Here is a 22,789-nt window from a genome sequence, read left to right as displayed (position 1 = left end):
CCGCCCCCGCAACCGCGCCCCACCACGCCGGCCCCCCCCAGACTAGCTCTGGCCTTCACGCGTCTACTGCCCCTCGCGACAGAGCCCGTTGTCGATCAGATACGTCTTGTCGGCAGCGAGCTGCCGGATCTTCTCTATATGGCTGGAGCCGGTCCTGGCCCGCGCTGCGGCGGCGTCCGTGATGATCCTCATTGCGGACTGCCATTCTTCTGCGCTGCCTTCCGCCTGGTGCGCCTGCTGCAGTCGTCCGATCAGGCGGTGGGACCGCACGAGGTCCTGGGCCAGATCGCTCGGTGCGGGAAGCGGCATGTGGTGGAGGCTGCTCCACGGCGTGGTGAGCAGTGCGGCCGAGCGGACAACGGCGATCTTCATTGGTCAGAGGTTCCTCTCGCAGATGCAGACGCAGGTGTTCCCCTGGACAAAGACCTCGTTCTCCCTGCGCACGTATCCCGTGGAGAACTTCGCGACGTCATTTACGTGCTTGATCAAGAAGCCGTCGTATATCGCTTGGAGGTGCTGCTCGATCACTTCGCCCTGCGCCGCCTTGTCGTGGGTGCAGAGCTCGGCAACGGCGGCGGGCCGGCTCGCCGCCGCTCGGCTCTCGGGCATCTGTGTCGTCGACGCCTCTCCCTGCTGGTAGGTCTCCTGCCAGGCCTTCTCGTCGTACAGCTCGTTCATCGCGGCCTTGCAGTTGAGGCGCATGAGGGACGCGTACGACTTCTCGGCCGCACCCCGAACGTTGTGAGCGAGCTGCCTGTCGAACTGTACGTCCGTCAGCTTCTTCGCGCCGTCGCCTGCGGCCACGCCGACGTTCTCTCGGACTTCCTCGGGCGTTGTAAACCACTGGTCGTCGGCGTCAGCGTCCCAGCGGGAGCACCGGACGGCGTACTCCCACATCCGGATGCGGACCCACACCTTCTCGATGTTCCGCACGGTGATCTTCTCAACGCCGACGGTCCGCAGCATCTTCGCCAGGTGCTCCTGCACGTCGCTCACCGGTGCCCCTCCTGCTCGATGATCGCGGCCAGCGTCAGCTCGGCCCACTGCTTGTTGACGTTCTCCACTCCGAGCCTGGAGTTCGGGTAGCTGGCTCTGAACGAGTCTGTTGGCCCCAGCGGAACAAGTCTTCTGGCCCCAGGGGCTTGATCGTGAGTTGAGTGTTCGTCAGGAGTGGCCCCAGGGACGGTCTTGCGGTGGGAGCATTGATGTGCTCCGGATAGTCAGGGGGTCCGTGTGGACGGCCCGAGGTCCAAAGTTGAGCTCTTCGCGGCGATCCGTCGGGACTCGCGTACGGAGAAGCTGTCGATCCATGAACTCTCCCGCCGGTATGGCGTGCACCGGCGGCTGGTCCGGGAGGCATTGACCTCGCCGTGGCCGAGTCCGCGCAAGCAGATGCCGCCCCGCCGCTCCGTGATCGATCCGTACAAGCACCTCATCGACGCGATCTTGCGTGCCGATCTGGCTGCTCCGCGGAAGCAGCGGCACACGGCCAAACGGGTCTTCGACCGGCTGGTCGAGGAGCACGGCATGGAGAACGTCTCCTACGGCCGGGTCCGGGACTACATCAAGCGTCGCAAACCCGAGATCTGGGTTGAGGAAGGCCGCGGTCCGCCCAGCGTGTTCATCCCGCAGGCCCACCGGCCCGGCGACGAGGCCGAGGTCGACTTCGGAGACGTCTATGTCACCCTCGACGGCGTCCGCACCCTGTGCTACCTGTTCGTCTTCCGGCTCTCCTTCTCTGGCAAGGCCGTGCACCACATATCGGCCTCACAAGGGCAGGAAGCCTTCTTCGAAGGTCACATCCATGCCTTTCAGGTACTGGGCGGAATACCCAAGGGAAAGGTGCGTTACGACAACCTCACCTCCGCAGTGGCCCGGGTGCTGGGATTCACTCGTGCCCGGGTGGAGACCGACCGCTGGGTCGCGTTCCGCTCCTGGGCCGGCCTGGACGCCTTCTACTGCCAGCCCGGCATCGGTGGCGCCCACGAGAAGGGCGGCGTGGAGGGCGAGGTCGGCCGTTTCCGTCGCAACCACCTGGTGCCCGTCCCTGAAGTGACCACCCTGGCCGAGCTCAATGCCCGGATCGACGTCTGGGACCAGCAGGACGACCAGCGGCGGATCGGTGAGCGTCCACGGACCGTCGGGGAGTACTTCGCCATCGAACAGCCCCTGCTGCTGCCGCTGCCCGAGGACCGGTTCGAGACCGGCCGGCTGTTCACCCCGCGGGTGGACCGCTATGCGCAGATCACCGTTCGGATGAACCGCTACTCGGTGCCGGTGCGGTTGATCGGCCGCCAGGTCCGCGTCCTGCTGCATGCCTCGGAGCTGGTGGTCTACGACGGCCGCACCGAAGTCGCCCGGCATGAGCGCCTGGCTACCCGCGGCGAGGCCCGCCTGGAACTGGACCACTATCTGGAAGGGCTCCTGCGCAAGCCCGGTGCGCTCCCCGGGGCCACCGCGCTGGATCAGGCTCGGGCGGCCGGGAAGTTCACCCCGGTGCACGATGCCTGGTGGGAGGCGGCGCGTCGGGCCCGCGGGGATGCGGCCGGCACCCGGGCACTGATCGAGGTCCTGCTGCTGCACCGGCACATGGGCCATGACCAGGTCGTCGCCGGGATCGCTGCCGCCCTGCGGGCCGGGGCGTTGACCGCGGACGCGGTGGCGCTGGAGGCACGTCGGGCCGCCGAGTGCGAATCCCCTGCCGGGGCAGGCCCGCAGCCCCCTGCTGGCCACGCTGCCTCGCCGGTGGTGTCGCTGACCCAGCGGCGGCTCACCGAGTTGCCGGCTGATTCCCGTCCGCTGCCGTCGGTGGCCGCCTACGACCAACTCCTTCGTCATACCCGGCCATCGGCCGGGCGTTCCACCAGTTAAGGGAGTCCTGCCATGAGCGTCACCCGTCACCGCGGTCTGACCGAGCCCGCCGCTGACGCGGCCATCGATGCGGCCTGCCGCAACCTGCGTCTGCCCACCATGCGGGGCCAGTTCTCCGAACTCGCCGACGCCGCGGTCCGCGATCAGATGACCTACCGCGGGTTCCTGGCCGAACTGTTGATGGCCGAGTGCGATGACCGCAACCGCCGCCGTTCCGAGCGCCGGATCAAGGCCGCGGGTTTTCCTCGCGAGAAGGCACTCCGCACGTTCGACTTCGATGCGAACCCCAGCGTCGACCCGGCCGCCATCCACACACTGGCCTCTTGCGAGTGGGTCCGCAAGGGGCTGCCACTGTGCCTGATCGGTGACTCGGGCACCGGCAAGTCCCACCTGTTGATCGCACTGGGCACCGAGGCCGCCATGGCCGGCTTCCGGGTCAAATACGTGCTCGCCACCAAGCTGGTCAATGAGCTGGTCGAGGCCGCTGACGAGAAGCTGCTGACCAAGACCATCGCCCGTTACGGTCGCGTTGACCTGCTCTGCCTGGATGAACTCGGCTATATGGAGCTGGACCGGCGCGGCGCCGAACTGCTCTTCCAGGTTCTGACAGAGCGGGAGGAGAAGAACAGCATGGCCATCGCATCCAACGAGTCCTTCTCCGCGTGGACCAAGACGTTCACCGACCCCCGCCTCTGCGCGGCCATCGTGGACCGGCTCACCTTCGGCGGCAACATCATCGAGACAGGCAGCGACTCCTACCGCCTGGCCCACACCAAGGCCAAGCAACAGCCTCCCGCGAGTACTTGACTGCACCCGGCTCTCTCCGGACAGGGAGAGGTGGGGCCAAAATACTCGTTCAGATCATGCCCCGAAGATCACTAACTGGGGCCAGAAGACTTGTTCCGCTGGGGCCAACAGACTCGTTCGAAGCCAGGTAGCCCTCGTGCGGGTTCGGCACGTTCTCGCGGATCGTCATGCTGCCCATGCGCGAACCGTCGCTGAGGCTGAACCGGTGGCCGTCGAACTCGGCGTACTTGCACGCCTCGGTCGACTCGCAGTTGCAGACGCTCGTGATGCTGTCGGCGAAGATGCTGTTTCTCTCGAGGCTCTCTCCGAAGTACTTCGCGGCCAGGGAGCGACGGACCTCTCCGAACACGTCCAGTGACATGTTGCACTCGTCGGCGTACTTCTCCAGCAAGACCACGTCCGTCTTGCGTTCTGCGGTCTGGGCCTGCCCCGGGCCGCCGCGCGGGTCCTGGTGGTACCAGACCACTTCAACCGTTCGAGCCAGGCTCACCTCTCCGCTTCCTTCCAGTAGATACGCAGGATCTTGCCAGTGCTCATGCCGGTGCACGTGATGATGTGAACCGTCTCGCCGCCCGGCCCCTCAACGTCGAAGGTACGGCGGAAAAAGCCGTCGTATGTGTCCTCGGTGTAGAAGTTCCTGAACTGCCTCTCGGTGATGACGTGAGGGTAGCCACCCTCCGAGTACGGCTTGGTCATGAAGATCCGGCCGGCCGAAGCGAACCCCGGAATCGGCGTCCAGGTCTTGTCCCACGCTTGCCACGCCTGGTGGACGGGCTCGCCGTTCTCGTCGAGACGGATACGGATCAGTGGGAACCCGGGCCAGCGCAACCCGTCCACTCCGTACTTGACCACGCACTCGTCGCACCAGGGATAACCGCCCGCGTAGACATGGGAGGGGACGGCCAGACCGCCGCCGCACTTCGTGCAGTGGGTGTGCTTCCCCGGCCGCACTGCTTGTCCCCTGGATTTCGCGATACGCCGCAGTTCTACGGCGCGCTCGCGGAAACTTTTCGCCTCCTTCACGGCGGACTGCCATTCGCCGGTCGGATTACCTGCCAGGCGGCAGTTTCGGGCGGCGGCAAGCCGCTCTCGTGCATACGCCATACACAGGTTCGCGCGCTGCGCCTCGTTGTACTCCAATTCCCCTCCTCTATTGAATTCAAATACCTGCGTGTCCCGCTCCGGGATCGAACCGGAACCGCATCCCGGCCTCCGTCTCGACCGACGGCCCTCGGATGCCCTTCGTCCTGGCCGACACGATGAAGGTCACGGAGTCCGTCTCGTTGTCGAGTCGGAACTGGGTGGAGAGCCGCTCGTCCTCCTCCATCCAGAAGTGGGACATCACATCACGAGCGGTCTTCTCGTAAGAGTGCGTGTCTTTGACGGGCATTAGCAGTTCCTCTCGTCAGACGGTTTCAGGCAGCCTGTTGCTGTCGCCGGAGTTCGGAGAGCGGGAGCGGATAGGTGACGCCACCGCGGCACTGCCGGAGCATCGAGACCGGCTTGCCCAGCAGGTCCCGCATGCCCTGCTCCTGCGCCTCGGCGAACGCGAACCGCTCGGGCTGCACGTCCAGAGTGAGCTTCCACTGCTTTTGGCCGGCCCTCACACACAAGCCGCCGCAGTTGTTGTGCTCGTAGCCGAGCTCGTACAGCCGCGGCGGCTCGATGCCGTACCACCGCGACAGGTCCATGAGCCGAGCCTTGGACTCCTCCTTGCTCAGCTCCGGCTCCCGCTTGGCGCACAGCGGGAATTGCACACGCCACGGCTTCCAGTTCCGGGCGATGGCGGGAATGCGGGCCTTGTCACGCCTCGTCTTCTCGATGCCGATGTAGACGATGGAGTCGCCGACAGGAGCGTTGGCCTTCATCCACTTCCGGCACGGAATTTGTTTGAGGTACTTCGTGCAGGGAGCGATCCGGTCGTTGCCGAGGAAGCGCTTGTCGCGGAACAGCTCCCAGGGCGTGCGGCCGTCGGCGACCTCCGTCAGCGGCACCTTGAGCAGGCGGCTGACGTCGTCGGCGAATCGCCAGAGGTCCTCGTCCTCGGCCTTGGTGTCGGCTATCAGCATCGTCATGCCGCTGGTTCCGTGCTTCTCGGCCACGCGGAGAGCCGCGCCGAAGCTGCCGAGACCACCGCTGAACTGAACGACGTGGTGCGTCATCGGGACAACCCCTCTCCCGCGAAGCCGAACAGCAGGCGAATGCTCTCCTTCACCAGCGCCTCATAGACGGCGCCCTGGCCTTCATCCTCCGCGCCGCGGACGCTGTCGTAGTCGTAGGCATTCTCAACTTTGCCCTCGGGCACGGCCTGCTTGTCCTTGGAGCGCTGGTAAACCAAGGCAGCGGCGAGGGCCGGGCGCAGGGGCGTGCCAGGTAAGCGCTCGTACCTCGTGCTGAACACCTGGAACGTGGCAGGCTTGTCGTATCGCTCGTTGAAGATGTGGGCGGTGCCGTCCTCGATGTCGGTGAGGATGCCGGTTGCGGTGCGGGCACCGGAGAAGACGGTCACCATGGCTCCGATCAGTCCCTCCAACTGGTGATCGTCCAAGTCGACGAACCACCCGATGCCGGGAATCTTCGGGGTTTCGGCCTGCGTGGGCATGGGGTTCTCCCTCGGGAGCGGGGGCGGGGGCGGGCTCGGTGTGGGTCAGGCGGTCAGCTCGTTCAGGAGTGCGTCGAAGTGCTCCTCCACGTCGCGGCGCCAGGTCGTGAGCATGACGTCGATGTCGCGGTGGTCGATGTCGGCGGCCTCGACGCGCTTGACCAACTGGGCCAGGTACCGGCGGTACTGCTCCCGGTACGCGATGGCCTTCTGGAAGGCGGGGCCGGCGGTCACGTCCCGGAGGGGCGTGACCTTGAGTCGGTGGTGGTCGACGGTCGTCCCGTCGTCGAAGGAGTAGGAGGTGAATGAGGCGGCCAAACGAGCGCCAAGGCGCTTCTCCAGCTTGAGGACGAGCACGGTGGCGGCCTTATCCGCGTCGGCCCCCGTCAAGACCTCGCCGCACTTCTTGCAGCGCAGTTCGATGTCCTCGTGGGAGAAGCCGTCCAGGTCGACGGTGTGGTCCTCCGGCTCGCCGGACAAGTCGGCGGTGAGCATCGCGGTGACCATGACGTCGAAGTCCTCGTTGCCGCAGTCGGTGAGGACCTCACCCGAGGCATCGATGTGGGTACAGTGCATGGCAGTCCTCCAGAAGGCAGGCGGAAATAGGGGAACGCTCGGCACCGACACGCCCCCTCGGGGGCGGACGGAAGCGGCCGAGATCAGGTCGCGCGGCCTAGCTCGTCTTCCTCTGGGTGCCCGCGACAACTGAGACACTCCACCGTCGCCTGGTCGGCGCCCGGTGTCTCGTAGTCGACACCATCGGGAAACTGCTCCTCATCGGCCCCGATGACGTACTCCCGACAACCGGGGCACCTCAGAAAGCCCTCAACGACGATGGCCATCACAGCTCCTTCCCGATACAGGTCACTCAGGCCAGCAGTTCCTTCAGCTTGTTCTCCAGAGCGTGGACGGCCTCGGCGAGGTCGCACAGAAACGTGCGAGGCGCAGGCATGCCGCACTCGGAGCAGTCGGTGACTACGCCGCCCATTCCCCCCGCCTCGCCCAACGCCTGGAATGTCATTGACATGTCGCAGCGCAGATCGAAGAAGACGGGGATTCGGACTTCGTAGTGCCCGCTGCACGTTCCCTCACGAGCACAGCGCAGCAGCTCTGATTCAGACATTCTCGATTACTCCTTTCGTGGTCCGGCACATCGAAAGCCAGCGCCACTGAATTCGCAGGGCTGGCTTTCAATGAACCCACACGAGTAAAAATCACGCTATCGGCCATAAGAGGGCCGACCGAGAGAACGGGCGGGTACGCCCCGGCTCGCCACACCCTGCGGCTTCCGGCAGCGCGGGGCGTCGTCCGCGGTGGCCGAACTGGGGTGGGCGGATCAGGCGGTCGTGGTGACCCGGCGGGCGCCGTAAGGCCACGCACTGCCGTACAACTTCCGGAGAGTGGCGTAGAGAGCGGACAGCTTGTCCTCGAAGTGGCCGACCGACTCGAACCAGTCGATTTCGGCATCCTCGACGCGTGCCTCGTAGCCGTTCGGACCACGAGAGAGCCGCGCGACCTCCCCGAGTCCCCCTGTCGGTGAGACGAAGAGGACGCCCTCGTCGTACGGGGGACCACCCCATCGGTACGTCCCTACCAGGACTTTCCGGATGGACTTCCCCAATGCTGTACCGCCTTCGATGACTGCGAAAATTTGCGGCATACCTGCTGTCCCTCCGATTCCGAGCATGAAAAAAGCGACTGCCGTCTGGCGAACCGCTGGTGAAATACTGGATCTACGCCGCTTCGGCGTACTCGTACTGGCAGTGGACGTGCGGGTACTGTTCTGCCAGGTAGCGGATGAGGTGGGGCAACCACTCGATGCCCAGCAGGACGGCCCACACGGCTGCCGCCACGAGCGGGGAGAAGACGTCGCCGAGCTGTTGACACCGCGACGTGCGCGACCCGATCACCGGGTAGTCGGCGGCAGGCCGACCAGTAGACATACCTCTTCGATCGTGAACCGGTGCTCCGAGTCGTCCGCGTCGTACCAGCCTCGGATTTTCGAGGTGATCCCCGGGATGGTGCGCCCCAGTTTGAACTCGTTACCGCCGGCCGTCCTGCGGACCCCCCGGGTGTTGATCCAGGTCTCCGGGTGCCAACCGATCGCGTCCGACGCCCGGGTGGTGATGCCCGGCACCTCGATGACGTCCAGCACCAGCTTCCGCGACGCCATCATGATGGCCCGCTTCCGCGTGGACGGACTTCCGAATTCACCGGCGTCCATCACGTCCCAGAGCACGCCGTTCCACCCGGCCACGATGTACTCAATCCCGATCGCTGCCTTTACCGCCTCGGGAAGGGACCACGCCTGCTCGATGATCACCGACTCCAGCGGCGCCCCGGCCGCGAGCAACCCCATGCCGATCAGCACCGGCGCGAGCATCAGCCCCGCCGTCTGGGCGCTCATCTCGTCCACCCAGGACCACATCCCCGCCACGCTTACGTCGTCCCACGGCTTGCCGAGCTCGGCCGTCGTCACGTCACCGTGGTGGCCGCCTGCACGCCACACGTTCCCGTACGCCTCGGCCACATCCGAGATCGCGTCAGTCAGGGTCGCGATGTTCTCCGGCAGTTGTCCCAGCGCTTGCCCGCGATCGACCAGTTCGGACAGGGCATCGTGAAGGCCGCCCGCCGCGTCGAGCGGAGCGCGGGGTGACGCGGGTCGATGTCACGGGCGTCCATCCGAACCGCGTTGCACCCGGCGGCTTGTGCCGTTGCTGTGGCGTCCTTGGAGGTGTCGACGCAGAGCAGGTCCAGCTCGATGCCGAGCACCAGCCGCAGCCCCGCGCAGCCTTCCCCGCAGCCGCCGCACACATTGATCCCGCGCTCCGGCTCACCATCGTTCCAGGGGTACAGCCACCGGATTGGCCACGGTCCGGCGATCTCGCGCCGCTGCTCTTCGGTGAGGCCGTCGAGGTAGGCCAGCAGGGCGTCCCCCTCCAGCTCCAGACCCTCCGGTTCGTGGTCCTCGTCCTCGGGGCTCCAGCACTCACAGGCGTCGCTGCACTCTTCGCACCACTCCTGCCCGGCGTCGGCCGGCGGCATCTGCGACGGGCTTTCGAGCAATCCCTTCTCCATGCGGGCGCCACCTTTCGGGCATGAAAAAGCGGCCCTTGAAAGGCCACGCGGGTTGTCGTCGTGTTCTTTGCGGCAGTTAGAGGGCCGGCTGGCGATCACAGGGTGTGGGAGGACTCCAGCAGGTTGGCGATCTCCATGACCACGGCCGGGTCGTCCCACCCTCCCGGCTGGCCGGTGCCGCCGTCCTGGAGACGGACCAGCGTCAGCAGTTCACCGAGGCGGGTGTAGGCGTGGCGCTTCACGAGTTTCTGTGCCCGCTCTCCCAGCCGCTTGGCGGCCCGTCGCAGCGACGCGTCCTCGATCATCTGCCCGAGCGGGCCGTACACCCCGGCGTGGTTTTCGCCTGTGCTGCACTCTTCCGTGTCGACGGCCTGCCAGCCGCCCGGCACGCAGATCTGGTACGTCAGCGTGTAGCAGGAGTACTCCTCCGACGGCTGCTTGCCTGTCGTCTCCACCACGATGCGCCGCTCACCGAGCAGCGGAGCCGACCGCCGGCCCAGTGGGGAGGCGGGCGTGATCGGACGCGTGAACTCTCCGTGCTCGTCACGCAGGATCAGTCGCGGCCCTTCGTTCCGCACGTAGGTGACCCGGTATCCGGGCACCGGTTCGAACTTCTCGCCCTGGCCCACTGACTGGTCTTCGAAATGGATGTGCTCCATGGCATTACCTCCCGAAACAGGCATGAAAAAACGGCCCCAGACAGGCCGCGCGGAATGGGTGTTGTGTCCTTGTGTTAGTCGAAGTACTCGAACCACGGATAGTGGCACGCGTAGTTTTCGGTACAGGGAACGCCCCACGGCTCGAGCGTGAGTTTGGAAGTGTGCTCCTGGAAATAGGCGCCGTCGATGCAGCCCGTGATCCGCTCGATGGACATCAGACAGTATTCCGTGGTGGCCGGGAGGGCGTGCGCCCACCGCGGGAGTTTCTCGATCGCGGGCAGCAGGTACACCGCGTCGTCCGGCATCCGACGGGCCTGCTGCGCACATATGCTCAGCCGGGTCTCGAAGGCCCCGATGGTGTGCAGGGGCCAGCCCTCCGGCGGGATGAACGGGTCGACCGACGACGGATGCGGAAAGGTTACGCTCGGGTCGATGAGGAGCGGCTGCGAGGTCACTCTGACGACTCCTCCTCGACGTGGATGTCCGCGGCTTCGGACAGTCCGCAGTACATGCACCAGTCCCAGGTGTCCCACCACAGGTAGGAGCTGAACCCGTGGGGGATCTGCTCCCACAGCGTCAGCGGTTGGCCGGGCTCCGGCGCGTGGTCGTCGTTCGGAAGGCCAAGGAACTCCGCAGGCAGCTTCTCGACGTCAGCAGCCACCACCCACTTGCTCCCTCCGCCCTCGAAGAAGAGCAAGCGCTTCTCCGGGTCGTACGGGTGCTGACGGTCGACCAGACCGCGCCGGCCGTTGAGGAGCACTACGTCGTCGTAATACAGGCGGTCCGCCATGTCACTCCTTTGCGTCTGTGGTCAGCCCGGTCACGTTGAACAGAAACCAACAGCCGGACGCACCATCGTGGGCGAGGCGCTCATGGGCCTGGAGCGTGTCGCCGACGATGGCGGTGAGGTCGGCAACGCCGTCGACCGGGGAGTCCAGCCGGTGTCCGGCGACATAGCCCAGTACTCGATCGGGCACCCCTATTTCGGCCTGCTCGTCCCAGCGCCTAATCACGCTCAAGAGAAAAGACCGGGTGTAGCTCTCGGCCAGGTCGCTGGCCACCGTGATAGCGGCGTACAGCAACCCCTCGTCGTGCCCCGTCTCGTCCTCGCACAGTTCCGCCACCACGCCAGGCAACTCACCGCCCTGCTCCCGGGAATCAATGGTGTCGAACTCGTACTCCTCGGCCCGGTCGTACGCCTCGCGCCACTCGTCGCCGCTGTACGTCAGCTCGGTCACTTGTCCTCCTCGTGGGGCACGAAACCCCTGGTGAGCCCGCTGTAGCGCTGTGTGCTGGTATGAGCCTGAAGGCAGGCCCACATCCCGGTCTCGGGCCTCTCGGCGATACCGATCGACGTCGTCCCTACCTGGACGTCGTAGCGGCCGTCGTCGCACTGCCGGAGGTAGCCGATTCCGGACCCGGCCCCGCGTGTGTCGAAGTTCACCAGGAAGTCACCGTCCGCCATCGGCAGCAGCGAAAACAGCGCTCCGAACTCCGGGACGAGGGAGGGCTGCACGTTGTAGGACTGCGGCGTCGAGGAATACTGGGCAATCCGGTTCAGGCCCTCGCACTCGCAGTAGTTGTTCACGCAGCAGCCGCACAGCGGCAGATCGATGGGCCGCTCGTCGACTGCTAGCGTGCCCCGGCCCGCCGGCCGGCTGACGAAGGACTGCACTGGCGTGGCGAACCAGTACAACGCGTCGGCCGCGTATTCCTTCGTCGCGAAACCCGGAACAGCGGTCGGGTTGCTGCTGCGTCCTGTCCAGTCGGCGACCCAGCGGTTATCGGCCGTCTGGTAGACGATGCCGTAGTAGAGGATGCCGTCGCTGTCACCGGGAGCGTCGGAGTAGACCTTGAATCGGGTCTCTTCCGCATTGACTGGCTGGTAGCGGAATTGGGGCGGAGTTGTGGTCACGGTTCCCTCCTGCTCGTAGATGTGGGTCCGGTGGGTGACGTCATGGCAAATTCCCTTTCCGGTGTGTGAGCGAGTGGTTAGGCGTCAGGCTCGTCGGTAAGCCAGTAGGCGTTGTAGCCGAGCTCGAACCGGACTGGTCCCACGGCTCTGCGGACTCGGGTGTATGCCTCGTGCCGGTCGATCGTGACGCCTTTGGTCAGGTGGTCCGTCGCACCGAAACGGGTGGAAAGCAGGAACCAGAAGAGTTTGTACTTGGCCTCGTGGAACGGCAACAGGGCCGTGTGGCCGTCCCCGGGCCGCCGGTGGCCGGCGTCGACCTCGCGCCAGCCTGCGGATAGCTGGGGCAGGCCAGGCCAGGCCAGGCCAGGCCAGGCCGGGCCGGGCCGGCGAGAAACCGGCACAGCGACTGGGCGGCGTCCTGGGCGAAGAGGCGGTGCCACACACTGGCCTTCATCGCCGTATCCGGGTAGGCGTCGAGAGCGGCCACCATGTTCTCGGTCGGGTTGTCGAGGGTGAACCACCGGCTGTGCCACCACTCGCCGATCTCGGAGAATCCCGTCGACCCCGTCGGCCCGTCGAACTGGCGCCCCACGATCCAGTCGGAGCCGTTCGTCGCGAGGAAGACGCCTTGCATGTGGTTGGGCGACACCTCCCGCCGGGTTTGAGTGGCGATCGTCCACGGGTGCGTAATCGCGTTCATTCGACGGCCCCCTCACTCGGCATGGTGCCCTGTGTGGGCTGCTGGGGGTTTCGTTGTTTCAGGTCGCCGGGGACAAGTGGAAGCGCAATGTTCATGGTGATCTACTCCGGTCTGCCGGTTGCCGCCGGCTTGTTGTAGCGGTAGAGGAATCGGGCGGCCCAAACGCGGGAGGCGAATCCTGGGATGCCATTCCCCGAGCCTGGTCGGTTTCCGGGGAATTCGGCGACCCAATGGCAGACGCCGTTGAGGTCGAGCCACACCACCCCGTACTCCGCGTTTGGATCGGCGCGGTCTACGACGCGGGCACCGAAGCTGGCGGTGTTACGAGAGAAGGTGAATGGATTCTGCGGCACGGTCACTCCCCGCTCGGGCTCTCATCGATCTTGGCGAACCACTTTTCGGCCGGAGTACCCATCACTCGTAAACGCGGGTCTGGAAGGTGAGGTCGGCGATGGCACCGAAGGTGTCGCACACGGCGTCGGTCACGATGCCCAGGCGCCACTCGCGCGTGTCGGTGCCGTCCAGCTCTACGCGGAGCACCGCGCAGATCGCGCCCTCGGGGGTATGAAGGATGACGTCCTCACGGCCGGGTGTGTAGGTGGCGAAGTACTTGCTCTCGTATTTGTTGATCAGGTTGTGGAAGTGGAAGACGACCTGCTGGTAGTTCTCGCGGTGCTCCGGGTTGATGATCTCCGGCTCGGGGCGGCCCCGGTTCTCCAGCTTCTCCGCGAACATCCGGTAGCCCGCGAAGTCGAACTTCAGCCGGTACTCGCGGTCGCGGAAGGTGAAGCGCGCGGCGGTGACTGGGTGGTTGTGCACCACTCGCCAGTCCTCGATGCCCATGCCGCGGTCGTAGACGGCCTCGTGGAACCAGATGCGTGCCGACTCCTTGGCCCGCCCGCTCCTGTCGAGTCGGCAGGCGTCGCCGGTGAGCGCGAGATGGTCGAGGGACTCGGGCCGGGCCGGGCAGCCGTGCAGCATCGTGAACTTGAAGACGGTCTCGCTGTCGGTGCGTCCGCAGTCGTAGCACTGTGACTCGTGCTCGGGGTGGTCGATCAGCCGGTGGCCGTTGACGATGTTCTTGAAGGCGGGCGTCGGGGTGTGGATGTGCAGCGGCACGAGCCGGCTCGTGAGCCCGGGGCGCCGGGTGTAGGACTCGCCGCAGGGCTTGCACACCGGGTCGCGGAACGTCTCCCGGGTCTCCTCGTCGGTGCGAATCGAGCCGATCAGCAGGTGCGTCGCGGTGCCCTGGCATGGCTCATCGCCGGGGCCGACGGTGGACTGGACGGTGGAACAGCGCATGACACTCCTATCGGGAAAACCGTGCTGGCGGCGGGAGTTGCAGGTGTGTCCTCGGCCGAAATTTCGGTGTCGTGCGCTTCGGCGCAGAGTTCGCAGATGAACCCGCCGGCCACGCGGTACTTCCGGGTATTGGCCACGGGGCCGTGACCGTTGCCGAACGAGCTGGGGCACTCGTCGTTGGCGCAGTAGAAATGGCTCTGCGCCTCGGGCTCGGGCCCGCCGTCCGGCCAGGCCGGGCCGACGTAGACGCTGCGCGTCACGAGTGGGACTCGCAGCGGGGTGCGCCGATGAGGTCGCCGCCGTGGCCGCGGAAGCCGCAGCGCCGGCACTTCCACGCGAACGCCTTCTGCTCTTCGTCGTCGGACCAGGGGATGGCCTACCGGGTGTTGACCAGCCGGTGGTCACGGAAGATCCGTAGACCGTCCTCATCGCGCTTCTCGTAGGCATCCACCTGCGGCATCCGCACGCTCGGGTCGCCCGCGCGCCAGAATTCGAAGTCGGCCAGCCACGCCTCGTAGGCGCCCGGGGCGCGCTCGCGCATCTCAGCGGAGTGCCGCTCGAAGTCGGGGCGGCGCTGCTCGGCCTCGGCATCGGTGGTCGGGCGCAAGAACTTGCCCTCGACTCCGTAGTCCCAGATGGGAGCGCCCGGGGTGGACTGGTACGCCGCCGCTTGGAGGTTGAACATCACCGCTTGCAGCGTCTTGCGCATGTCAGCGGAACCGCGCCATGTCAGCGTCGTAGATCTCGCGGGTCAAGGCACCCTTCCTCTGAAGGTGCTCGACCAGCAATGTGGCGCCGGACGCCAGGTCAACGCCGGCAGCGGATTCCACCGAATCATCGTCCCTTCCCTTGGCTTTGTAGTAAGCCTGGACGTCCTTCTTAATCCCGTCACAGAGGTCCGTGACGCGGTCGTCGGCGGTTGCCGCCGCGGATCGCTTCTTATTGACCACTAGGCCGAACTCCTGGGCGATCCTCTGGGCAAAGAAGCGGCGCGCATCCGTCGCATCGTGCCAGTAGGTGCCCGCGTCGGAGCCGTAGATCCCTACCACGAAGGGCTGCGGCGCAGTCGGGTTATAGGCGGAGAAGAGGATCTCTCCCGTGGGGATGAGGAAGGTTTCGACCACGTCATAGATGTCGTGCCTGTGGATGACCTCGAACTGCTCGGTGGTGGCGTTGTAGTACTCATTCGCACAGGCATTTCGGCGGGTCACATCGACCAGCTCGTACGTCATGCGACGATCTCCTTAACCTTTCTCAGTTCCTCGACCCAGACAGGCCGACGGGTAGACGTGCTGGTGGACTGGCAGATGAGGTAGCCGGTGTTGAAGCCGATGTGACCGTATTCCTGGTCGACCTGCTCGAAGTTGACGACCGACAGGATTTCGCCCTCGTGCGCGGCCAGGTCGCCGATGCCGATCCCGAAACACGGCGTCCAGTAGTCGGCGGCGATGTATGCCAGACCCGGGTCCAGGATCTGACTCGGCCGGTTGTAGAAGCCGAGGAAATCCCTTAAAGCGATCAGGTTGATGCATTCGGCCAAGACCGCGCCGGCGCCGTCGATGATCTCGATGGTCATCGGGCTTTTGACGAGTGCGCGGATTGCTGCTGCGTCCGCTTCCCCCCATTCGTCGATCTCCACCACACCGAGCTCGCTGTGGTGCTGCTCCCGGACCTTGATCCGCGGTGGCGCTACAGGCAGCACTGCCCCGTTCCGCACCAACATCGGCCGGCGCTTGACGTCGTACCGGAGCCTGGAGACGCCACACTGCTCACAGAGTTCGTCCCGCGTTCGGCGGCAATCCCCGGGCCGCGGTGATCGAGGGGCGTAATCCACCAGGTGCGTCGCTCGTCCCGTACAGCCGCGTGTCGGGCACTTCTTAGGCTGCGCCGGCATTCCGCGCCCCCTGCCACTGGGCGTACAGCTCGGCGGCGGTGGCCGGCACCATCCACGGGAAGGTGTCGGCCCAGTACCGGTAGGACTCGCCCGCGGACCTCACGCCGCTGCGGCCATCGCGTGGACCGGTGATCAGTTCCGGATTGGCGCGCAGCTCCAGGATGGTGTCCCTGCAACCGCGCTCGTGGAACAGAACATCGTGCCCGAGGCTGGCCAACTCCTCGTTGTCGAAGCAGTCTTCGCACAGACGCACACGCAGACCGCTGTGCTTGTGCACGATCATGACCTCGGCACTCTTGTACGAGTAGGCGGATGTGCAGCGCAGGCAGTGGAAACGGTGGTTCAGTGAATCGCGGTGGATCTTCTCCCACTCCCTGACGATCTCGAAGTCGTCGAGTGCCGGCGTGAGCTCGCTGAGCCGGCCCCACCATTCTGGACAGTGGGGGAGCTCGACGCACGCGGAGTGCGGTTTAGCGGGCTGCCCCCGGTAGGCACCACCACCTGCCTTCACGAACCAGGTAATCCGGCCGTAGTGGTGCTCGGTGAAGTCGTCCTCGACCGCGACCGTGACGCGGACCCAGTCACCGATCACGAAGCGCCTGTAGTGCTTCTCGACCGCCGCCTTCCACGTCTCGTCCGAGCCGTCGCCGTTGAGCCACGCATCGCGGATGATCCCGTCGAGGTTGTAGCGCTTGGGGTCGCGCTTCTCCCACCCCAGATGTTCCACGGCTTGCTCGCGTAATTCCTTCATGTTCGTGCGCATTGTCTGCCTCCGTGATTTCGCGCTCGGATTTCCTGAACATGTCGGGCCCAATCCTTAGTCGTCGACCAGAACACCCCAGACGTTGTCGATCAGCTTCGCGTTGTCGTCTCCGAACTCTCGGACGTAGACCTCATATGCCTCCTGGCAGGCGGGCCGGTGACTGTCTACAAGGAAGGAAGCAGCCCACCCATTGGCCTTGCCCTCCAACTCCTGGTCAACCACGCTGTCGAGTTCTTCGTCAGGCGTGCCGTCAGAGAATTCCCGAGACGACTCGATGACGAGATTTCCGCCTGAGTGCCGGATACCGGTCAGAAGAATCATGCTTCCGCCTTGTCCTCGGCCTGCGTGTACACGCGGCGCCGCTTATTGTTCCGGCAGTCCCAGACGCTGTCGGCGTCCATCTTTTGTCCCAGGACTCGGTACGCCTCGGCCTCGGACCCGGCTTCGACCGTGTGCGTGAACGCGTCGTAGCTGCGGTTGTCGGCAACCACGCCCTCAATCGTCACCTCGGACAGGTCCACGCCCACGAACTCGACGTCGAGACCATTGGCGTCATTCCAGACGCCGTCTATCGTGTATTCCTTCATGCGCTGGTCTCCTTCGATCAGCCTTGGGTGTGGGGGCAGTTCTCCCCGTGCTCCTCAAGCAACTGGCGGGCGGTGTTGTAAAACCCGAACACCTCGAAGAGGCGAGCCATCGTCCTCGCCTCGACGCAGTCGAGGTCGGCGCCGAACTTTCGACTGTCGGGGTCAACGGTTTCGCACCACCTGTTTACAAAATCCTCGGCGGCCTGGTTCTGCTGCTCCACTGTGAACGTGTCTTGTGGCATGACTTCTCCTTGGACTCGATTCGGAGCTACGGCCAGTCGTACGAAACTGGCGCAAAGAATTACGGCTGCGTCCCGGCATGCATCGCTGCGCTCGCTGAGCAAATAGGTTTGCTCTAGATTTCCCAGCCATCGAAGAGTCCGTCGACTACGCCGAGGATCTGCAAATGCTTGGCGAGGTTTGAAGCCTCGTCGGCCGCGCGCTCCAGCTCCTCGTGGATGCCGCGGGGATTGTCCCCTTCAGACTTGAGCTGCTTGTATGCCTCGTTGGCGTCCCGGAATGCCGAGCACTTGGCCTTGAGGATGTTGCGGTTCTCCTCGGAGATGACCCGGTCACCGGCGACCGCGAGAACGGTCATGTGCGGGTGATCGCTCTGCATGCCGGGCTTCGAGTGCCAGGCCTCAGGGAGCTGGCCTCCCTCCCGGGCCGCCTGGTCGATCGCGCCGAAGTGCTCGTAGAACAGCTCCTGGTGTGAGGTGAGCAGCAAGCCGCTGCGCTTCATGCCGCGAATGGCTTCCAGCGCGCCAAGCAGGTGGGCGTGGGACGTGTTCGCGTCGTAGGCGGCCATCACGCAGCACCCCCGAACACGCTCACACCGTCGATCTCCGCAGGCACCATGCCGTGCTTCATCAGGCAGCCGGGGCAGTTGATCCGGTCCAGGGAGTAAATGGTGATGTACGAGCCGTGGCCCTGCTCTCGCAGGTTGACGCCGCCGGTTGTCTCCAGGAGCACGCCGCACACGGTGGACTGCCAGGTCCGCCGCTCCTCGTAGTGCTTCCCGTTGTCGAAGCCGGTCGCCGACATGGAGTGCTTGGCGTCTTCGGGCATGTCCCACACCGCGAGCTGCTTGGAGCCGTTGGCCAGCTCGCACGCACACAGGTTGGCGATGTATCCGGGCACGTCCTTCCAGACCCGCATGTAGATCCGGAAGTGGTTCGGGTTCGTGCAGATCGGGGTATACGGGAGGCTCGGCTGCTCGCCCTCCAGGACGTGCTCCGCGCACCACCGGCCCGGATGATTCACAGCCCTCGGGTCCATCAGGGACACCCGTTGTCCCGGCTGGATGTCACGCAGGAACGCGGTCGCTTCACCAATGCTGAGCATGTGTCAGTCCTCCGGTGTGTTAGGCAGCGCAATGGGCCCCCACGTGCCTTGGCTGGTGGCGTGCAGCTCGATGTCGACCACGACCCAGCCGCCGGTGCCGGCCAGAATCCAGCCGGTCTGTTCACGCTTGTCGGCGACCGCTTTGGAGCCGAGCAGCTCCCCGAAGTGGCGGTTGCGCTGCATTAAGATCGCCGCAGTCGCTCCCTCCAGGCGCCGGACCAGGCTTACGCCCATGCGTGCGGCCTCGCGCTCGGCCACGGGGAGACTCGCGGCGTACTTGCCGTTCTCGTACGTGGACAGATCTCGGGTCGTCAAGTGCAGGTCGCCGAAGCGGGCCGTCAGTGCGAACGGCCACGTTGCCGCGATCCCGACGACCTTTTCCCGCTCGACTACCAGCACGTCGCCGTCGCGGATCTCCTCGCGGGACTGGCAGGCCCCGTACGCCTCACCGGTGCTGTAGAAGGTCCACACCGCCGGTTCTGTGCGCTCGGTGTCTGCCCTGACCGCGTCGTCGACCTTCCTCTTCGCCGCGGTGATGTCCTCCGCTGCGCACCCGAGCCACCGTTCGGCACCCGAGTCGCCCACGAAGCACGAATAGGTGCGCGTGAAGTCTGAGTAGAGAACTCGGCCGATTTGCGTGCCGCCCCGCATCAGAAAGGCACCCGGGGTATGCGGGTCCTTGCTCTTCACCCAGCGCGTGCGCGGAACGGATACACCCTTAGCGTTGCTCATTCATCGCCCCCTCTTCGATCTGGGCAGCCCATAAGGAGAGCCGGTCCAAGTTTTCCCGTGCGAATTCCAGAGCCGCTGCCGGCCAGGCGGAGAGTGAGTCGTCGTCGACCCATGCGATCAGGTAGCCCATGAGCTCCGCTGCGACCTGCTTGGCCGTACGCGGGAAACCACACCGGTAGTCGTTGTTCGCCACGACTACGTCCCCGTCCACGCACAGCTCGTAGAACCACCAGCCCACGTACGCCTTGCCCGGCTCTCCACCACCACCGACTTGAGCGGAAATCACTGCTGTCGGCTCCGTCGATTCCCACGCGCACCCGCAGTCACCGGCGCCCGGCGTTGCGCAGACCGGTCGGTGGTTCGTGGTCAGACGAGCGCGCGGAATGGTGAACACGTTTCCCGGGTCGAACGCATCGCGGTACTCCTCGATCGTCGCCATTTACGCGCCACCGAACTCCGTGATGCCGTTCTCGCCGCAGCAGGCAGCGCACTCGCATGCGTGCAGTCGATGCAGCTCGGACGTCTTGAATGCACCTGTGCGGCCCCAGGGGGTGTCCGTCTCCCACGTGTATTCGACGTGCACCATGTCGCCGCACACTCGGACGACGCGCGCCTCGTAACTCCAGGGGGAACGGACCGTACTTAGGAGGGACCGGCTCTTGGGGACTTTGTAGTGCGGTCGGACCCGTACCACCGTGCCGTTGCCGGCCAGCGTTTCTGCTGAGTCCTCAGCGTGCGTCACCGGTTCGCCGATCAGCCGCACCTCACGGCTGAATGCCGAGTGCCTCACGTAGGTTTCGGCTCCGGGCGGAACGGGCGTGACCTCATAGCCGTCGGCCGTGAGCTCCACCGGAACCTTTTCTTGGATGAGCCGCAGCACGAAGCCGATCACAACGTTCGTCCACCACGCCTCTCCCGACTCCAGACCTAACGCGGACGCCGTCCGCCTGGCTGTCTCCGGGCCAGCTTCGTACGCCTTGACCATCGCCCAGTCGGACTCAGTGATGGAGAAGTCCTCCACCACGTCACTCGCCAGCCACATCAACTCGCGTACCGGCCTACCAGCCTCGGCAGAAGCGGGACCCGTCTCTCCGATTTTCAATTCCGCGTCTTCCTTCCGTGGTTGAGCATTCGTCAGCCGGCTTCGGCGTAGATCGGCATCCCGTGCATCGATGTCGACGGCGAGGTCCAGCCGTTGCTTGAGCCAGGCGGCAGCCTGCTTGTTGACACGGGTCGGGCTCTTGCCTTCGAAGGCGATCGGTACCGGGGCTTCGCGTCATCGCTCACGTGCAGCGTGAGTGCCAGCAGATCGACGTCGGTGGTGGTCCGAGCAGAAGCAGGAGCAGTCATGGCGAGCAGTCCTTCGTAGGGGGCGATGAAGAGGTCCATGGGCAGCCGTCCGGCAGGGGCAGATGGCATCTGGTTCGCGGGTGACGTGCCAAGGGGCCCCCGGATCAACTCCGTTGATCCCGGCACCGCACGGATCCGCAGACGCCTTGCGTGCCCGAGCCCCGCTCGGCGCGCCCTTTGCGCCCTCTGTCTCGTGGCATTCTGACTCATCACTGACAGCTATTCAATGGCCATTCGAATAAGACAGTTAAAAGCTCAGTCGATCCAATCGGACTGGATGGCGACAGGAGGGCGGGAGGCAATGGTGGCCTGGAGAACGGGGAGGACCGGGGTCTCTGCTGTGGCGCTGGCTGCGGTTGCGGGCTTCACGTTGGACGTTCCGGCGGCACGGCGGACACAGCTCAGGAGGTACAGTCATCGTCTGCGTCGAGTCCGCCACGGCTTCGTGAAGGTCACGGACAAGCCCCTCGGCGGTACCGAGGCAGAGCTCGACTGCGCGCCGGATGCGTCGGTTGCGGGTCCGCGTTCTGTTCATGCTGTCGACCGGATCGAGGTCCAGGTCGAGAGGCGTTGCCCGGTTGAGTGTCCGACGCGTGCGGTACTCAATGGTGCGGTGTATCCGCGCAGCAGCGTATCGAAGGCATCCTCGATGTTGTCCGGGAGCTGCCAGCCCGGCAGATTCCCCAAGGTCTGGTCGGTCTCAGGGGCTGAGCCTTGAACAGATGGTCCTATCTGTCAGGCCGACGCTTTAATGTGTCGTCCGAGATCTCCGCCGGCGCATCGAAGTCGCGGAGATGGGCCGACCGCTGGGAACAAGAGTGCCTATGGCGTGCGTCAGGCCTGAGCGTAGGCCCGGCGCCTGTCCGCAGGCGGCCCCGGGGCGTACACGTGGATTTCGTGCAGTACCGAGTTGATCGGTCATGCGAGTCGCGAGCTCGCCCTCTCCGTTGCCGCACCGATGCCGACGACGGCCCCCGAATCCAGATGGCCCGTCAGCTGTACCTTCTCTTCAGCGGTCGCAGCCATACGGTGGAGACAGAGGTCTTCGAGGCGGGCGCGTGTCAGGGTCCTGACGGTCCCTCCTTCAAGGAGGGGCAGATGTGGAGTCGAGGGCGGTCAGCTGAAAGGGGGCGGTGGTCTTCAGAGCCCGTGCTTCTCGTGGCCGTAGGGTTCGTCCGGCTGATGGACCGCAGTGCGCACGATGGGTGTGCCCGTCGGCCCCCGGGCGCTGCGCGGCTGGCGCCGGCGTCCGGGTCCGGGTGCTGTTCTCAGGGGTGATCCGGAGGACGCAGGCGACGACGGCCAGCACGGTGAGGAGGAGTACCGGGCACTGTAATGGGGTCGGGAGGTATACGGGTCAGATCATTTCGGTGAGTTGAGCGTGGGGCCGCCGGCTCGCAGAGCTTGGCGAGAGTGTGGCCGCAGGAGAGGCAGGTGACCTGGTACAGCGGGCCCTGGCCCCAGTCCGGACTCCAGTTCTCGGGCGGCAGGGCAGGTTCGACGGTGCATTTGACGATGTCGCGGGGCATACCCGGCTCGCCGGTCTCGTCGTAGGAGCAGAAGGGGCACCACTCCAGTTGGGGCAGTTGCTCGGCGACGCCGGGCAGTTCAGGCGCGGTGACTGTACGGGCCGTCTTCTTTGACGCGGCGTCGGTCAGGAGGAGGTCAGCGATCAGTGCGGGGATGGCGGTCATGGGGTCCTCGGCTATGTCGTAGTGGGTTTTGCGCAGGGCTCGGCAGTGCGCAGCGCGAAAAAAATGGGGGCTTCAAAGTTGAGCAGCGCGGAGGTGCTGCGGTCGCTCCGGGTGGTGCGTACCGGCCGGGGCGGGCGGGCCGGATTCCGTGGTTCTTATGACAGCAGGACAGCCTTTGCCTGATCGGCTCTCAACCCGTGAGAGAAGACACGATCAGGCAAAGGCTGTGGTGCATGTTCTTCCTTCACATGCGTCCGGTTGATGATCTTCGTGAACTGGGCGTGTTCCGGAGTTGATTGCGCTCCTGTTTGCACTGTCGGAGCGATGTTCTGTTCGAACTCGCCCATGCGATCTTGTGCACCGCTGGTCCGGTGCGGTCTCCGGTGGAGCTGTGGCCGCACCACGGAGACGCAGATGTTTGTCACCGACCCCGCTCTGCCGGCCGTACCGACGCTCCCCCTGTACCGGCTTGGCGCGGACCATGGTGATGG

At 65.4% G+C, this 22,789-nt stretch carries 36 protein-coding genes; 2 read left to right on the top strand and 34 right to left on the bottom strand.

Annotation, left to right across the window (positions count from 1 at the left end):
* Positions 1–63: 63 nt before the first annotated feature.
* Positions 64–372, bottom strand: coding sequence for a hypothetical protein (locus tag ACFU99_RS05930; RefSeq protein ID WP_384386389.1), 309 nt, complete (start codon positions 370–372; stop codon positions 64–66).
* Between the two features lie 3 nt (positions 373–375).
* Positions 376–996: a hypothetical protein gene (locus tag ACFU99_RS05925; RefSeq protein WP_384386386.1), complete on the bottom strand. Its 621-nt coding sequence runs from the start codon at positions 994–996 to the stop codon at positions 376–378.
* 237 nt (positions 997–1,233) lie between these two features.
* On the opposite strand from ACFU99_RS05925, the gene istA reads away from it, so the two are divergent.
* Together istA and istB are read left to right on the top strand one after the other, a co-directional pair.
* Positions 1,234–2,871, top strand: coding sequence for an IS21 family transposase (istA, locus tag ACFU99_RS05920; protein WP_384386383.1), 1,638 nt, complete (start codon positions 1,234–1,236; stop codon positions 2,869–2,871).
* Between the two features lie 12 nt (positions 2,872–2,883).
* Positions 2,884–3,678 carry an IS21-like element helper ATPase IstB gene (istB, locus tag ACFU99_RS05915; protein ID WP_384386380.1) on the top strand — a complete coding sequence of 265 codons (795 nt, stop codon included), beginning with the start codon at positions 2,884–2,886 and terminating at the stop codon, positions 3,676–3,678.
* A gap of 49 nt (positions 3,679–3,727) precedes the next feature.
* On the opposite strand, the gene ACFU99_RS05910 is transcribed toward istB, so the two are convergent.
* From ACFU99_RS05910 to ACFU99_RS05755, 32 genes are all read right to left on the bottom strand, one after another.
* A complete protein-coding gene (locus ACFU99_RS05910) occupies positions 3,728–4,168 on the bottom strand; it encodes a hypothetical protein (protein WP_384386377.1) in 441 nt (146 codons plus the stop codon).
* The gene (locus tag ACFU99_RS05905) at positions 4,165–4,818 is read right to left on the bottom strand and encodes a hypothetical protein (protein ID WP_384386375.1); all 654 of its coding nucleotides are present in this window, start codon (positions 4,816–4,818) and stop codon (positions 4,165–4,167) included. Before ACFU99_RS05905 ends, ACFU99_RS05910 begins: the two co-directional genes overlap by 4 nt.
* A gap of 19 nt (positions 4,819–4,837) precedes the next feature.
* Positions 4,838–5,068, bottom strand: a complete 231-nt coding sequence (locus ACFU99_RS05900) for a hypothetical protein (RefSeq protein WP_384386372.1) — start codon at positions 5,066–5,068, stop codon at positions 4,838–4,840.
* Positions 5,069–5,093: 25 nt separating this feature from the next.
* Positions 5,094–5,840: a hypothetical protein gene (locus ACFU99_RS05895; RefSeq protein WP_384386368.1), complete on the bottom strand. Its 747-nt coding sequence runs from the start codon at positions 5,838–5,840 to the stop codon at positions 5,094–5,096.
* Positions 5,837–6,280, bottom strand: coding sequence for a hypothetical protein (locus tag ACFU99_RS05890; RefSeq protein ID WP_384386366.1), 444 nt, complete (start codon positions 6,278–6,280; stop codon positions 5,837–5,839). The genes ACFU99_RS05895 and ACFU99_RS05890 overlap by 4 nt, the downstream gene beginning before the upstream one ends.
* 45 nt (positions 6,281–6,325) lie before the next feature.
* Positions 6,326–6,856: a hypothetical protein gene (locus tag ACFU99_RS05885; protein ID WP_384386363.1), complete on the bottom strand. Its 531-nt coding sequence runs from the start codon at positions 6,854–6,856 to the stop codon at positions 6,326–6,328.
* Between the two features lie 83 nt (positions 6,857–6,939).
* Complete coding sequence (locus ACFU99_RS05880; protein WP_384386361.1) at positions 6,940–7,122, bottom strand: hypothetical protein; 183 nt, start codon at positions 7,120–7,122, stop codon at positions 6,940–6,942.
* 26 nt (positions 7,123–7,148) lie between these two features.
* Positions 7,149–7,403 carry a hypothetical protein gene (locus ACFU99_RS05875; protein ID WP_384386358.1) on the bottom strand — a complete coding sequence of 85 codons (255 nt, stop codon included), beginning with the start codon at positions 7,401–7,403 and terminating at the stop codon, positions 7,149–7,151.
* Between the two features lie 213 nt (positions 7,404–7,616).
* Positions 7,617–7,901, bottom strand: a complete 285-nt coding sequence (locus tag ACFU99_RS05870; RefSeq protein ID WP_384386355.1) for a hypothetical protein — start codon at positions 7,899–7,901, stop codon at positions 7,617–7,619.
* Between the two features lie 112 nt (positions 7,902–8,013).
* Positions 8,014–8,223: a hypothetical protein gene (locus ACFU99_RS05865; protein ID WP_384386353.1), complete on the bottom strand. Its 210-nt coding sequence runs from the start codon at positions 8,221–8,223 to the stop codon at positions 8,014–8,016.
* On the bottom strand, positions 8,187–8,810 hold the full coding sequence (locus ACFU99_RS05860; RefSeq protein ID WP_384386350.1) for a hypothetical protein: 624 nt from the start codon (positions 8,808–8,810) through the stop codon (positions 8,187–8,189). Before ACFU99_RS05860 ends, ACFU99_RS05865 begins: the two co-directional genes overlap by 37 nt.
* 17 nt (positions 8,811–8,827) lie before the next feature.
* Positions 8,828–9,358, bottom strand: coding sequence for a hypothetical protein (locus tag ACFU99_RS05855; RefSeq protein WP_384386348.1), 531 nt, complete (start codon positions 9,356–9,358; stop codon positions 8,828–8,830).
* A 95-nt stretch (positions 9,359–9,453) separates the two neighbouring features.
* Positions 9,454–10,017, bottom strand: a complete 564-nt coding sequence (locus tag ACFU99_RS05850; protein ID WP_384386345.1) for a hypothetical protein — start codon at positions 10,015–10,017, stop codon at positions 9,454–9,456.
* Between the two features lie 74 nt (positions 10,018–10,091).
* Positions 10,092–10,472 carry a hypothetical protein gene (locus ACFU99_RS05845; protein ID WP_384386342.1) on the bottom strand — a complete coding sequence of 127 codons (381 nt, stop codon included), beginning with the start codon at positions 10,470–10,472 and terminating at the stop codon, positions 10,092–10,094.
* Complete coding sequence (locus tag ACFU99_RS05840; protein ID WP_384386339.1) at positions 10,469–10,807, bottom strand: hypothetical protein; 339 nt, start codon at positions 10,805–10,807, stop codon at positions 10,469–10,471. Before ACFU99_RS05840 ends, ACFU99_RS05845 begins: the two co-directional genes overlap by 4 nt.
* Before the next feature lies 1 nt (position 10,808).
* The gene (locus ACFU99_RS05835) at positions 10,809–11,255 is read right to left on the bottom strand and encodes a hypothetical protein (RefSeq protein ID WP_384386336.1); all 447 of its coding nucleotides are present in this window, start codon (positions 11,253–11,255) and stop codon (positions 10,809–10,811) included.
* Positions 11,252–11,932, bottom strand: a complete 681-nt coding sequence (locus ACFU99_RS05830; protein ID WP_384386333.1) for a hypothetical protein — start codon at positions 11,930–11,932, stop codon at positions 11,252–11,254. Before ACFU99_RS05830 ends, ACFU99_RS05835 begins: the two co-directional genes overlap by 4 nt.
* A 196-nt stretch (positions 11,933–12,128) precedes the next feature.
* Complete coding sequence (locus ACFU99_RS05825; protein ID WP_384386331.1) at positions 12,129–12,632, bottom strand: hypothetical protein; 504 nt, start codon at positions 12,630–12,632, stop codon at positions 12,129–12,131.
* Positions 12,633–13,046: 414 nt separating this feature from the next.
* A complete protein-coding gene (locus ACFU99_RS05820) occupies positions 13,047–13,934 on the bottom strand; it encodes a hypothetical protein (RefSeq protein ID WP_384386329.1) in 888 nt (295 codons plus the stop codon).
* Positions 13,935–14,310: 376 nt separating this feature from the next.
* Positions 14,311–14,643, bottom strand: coding sequence for a hypothetical protein (locus ACFU99_RS05815; protein ID WP_384386326.1), 333 nt, complete (start codon positions 14,641–14,643; stop codon positions 14,311–14,313).
* Position 14,644: 1 nt separating this feature from the next.
* On the bottom strand, positions 14,645–15,166 hold the full coding sequence (locus ACFU99_RS05810) for a hypothetical protein (protein WP_384386323.1): 522 nt from the start codon (positions 15,164–15,166) through the stop codon (positions 14,645–14,647).
* Entirely contained in the window at positions 15,163–15,636 is a 474-nt protein-coding gene (locus ACFU99_RS05805) for a hypothetical protein (RefSeq protein WP_384386321.1), read from the bottom strand. The genes ACFU99_RS05810 and ACFU99_RS05805 overlap by 4 nt, the downstream gene beginning before the upstream one ends.
* A 175-nt stretch (positions 15,637–15,811) precedes the next feature.
* Entirely contained in the window at positions 15,812–16,591 is a 780-nt protein-coding gene (locus ACFU99_RS05800) for a hypothetical protein (protein ID WP_384386318.1), read from the bottom strand.
* 54 nt (positions 16,592–16,645) lie between these two features.
* Positions 16,646–16,912 (bottom strand): hypothetical protein, encoded by a 267-nt coding sequence (locus ACFU99_RS05795; RefSeq protein ID WP_384386315.1) that lies wholly within the window; start codon positions 16,910–16,912, stop codon positions 16,646–16,648.
* The gene (locus ACFU99_RS05790; RefSeq protein WP_384386313.1) at positions 16,909–17,178 is read right to left on the bottom strand and encodes a hypothetical protein; all 270 of its coding nucleotides are present in this window, start codon (positions 17,176–17,178) and stop codon (positions 16,909–16,911) included. The genes ACFU99_RS05795 and ACFU99_RS05790 overlap by 4 nt, the downstream gene beginning before the upstream one ends.
* Positions 17,179–17,195: 17 nt before the next feature.
* The gene (locus ACFU99_RS05785) at positions 17,196–17,420 is read right to left on the bottom strand and encodes a hypothetical protein (RefSeq protein WP_384386311.1); all 225 of its coding nucleotides are present in this window, start codon (positions 17,418–17,420) and stop codon (positions 17,196–17,198) included.
* A 113-nt stretch (positions 17,421–17,533) separates the two neighbouring features.
* On the bottom strand, positions 17,534–17,986 hold the full coding sequence (locus ACFU99_RS05780; RefSeq protein ID WP_384386308.1) for a hypothetical protein: 453 nt from the start codon (positions 17,984–17,986) through the stop codon (positions 17,534–17,536).
* Positions 17,986–18,522 (bottom strand): hypothetical protein, encoded by a 537-nt coding sequence (locus tag ACFU99_RS05775; RefSeq protein WP_384386306.1) that lies wholly within the window; start codon positions 18,520–18,522, stop codon positions 17,986–17,988. Before ACFU99_RS05775 ends, ACFU99_RS05780 begins: the two co-directional genes overlap by 1 nt.
* A 3-nt stretch (positions 18,523–18,525) precedes the next feature.
* Positions 18,526–19,254, bottom strand: a complete 729-nt coding sequence (locus ACFU99_RS05770) for a hypothetical protein (RefSeq protein WP_384386303.1) — start codon at positions 19,252–19,254, stop codon at positions 18,526–18,528.
* A complete protein-coding gene (locus ACFU99_RS05765) occupies positions 19,241–19,693 on the bottom strand; it encodes a hypothetical protein (RefSeq protein WP_384386300.1) in 453 nt (150 codons plus the stop codon). The genes ACFU99_RS05770 and ACFU99_RS05765 overlap by 14 nt, the downstream gene beginning before the upstream one ends.
* A complete protein-coding gene (locus ACFU99_RS05760) occupies positions 19,694–20,296 on the bottom strand; it encodes a hypothetical protein (RefSeq protein WP_384386298.1) in 603 nt (200 codons plus the stop codon).
* Positions 20,297–21,872: 1,576 nt separating this feature from the next.
* Positions 21,873–22,298: a hypothetical protein gene (locus ACFU99_RS05755; protein WP_384386295.1), complete on the bottom strand. Its 426-nt coding sequence runs from the start codon at positions 22,296–22,298 to the stop codon at positions 21,873–21,875.
* Positions 22,299–22,789 lie beyond the last annotated feature (491 nt).

This window comes from Streptomyces sp. NPDC057654 (assembly GCF_042800135.1).
Taxonomy (GTDB): Bacteria; Actinomycetota; Actinomycetes; order Streptomycetales; family Streptomycetaceae; genus Streptomyces.
This window is presented reverse-complemented; position numbering and strand designations above follow the sequence as displayed.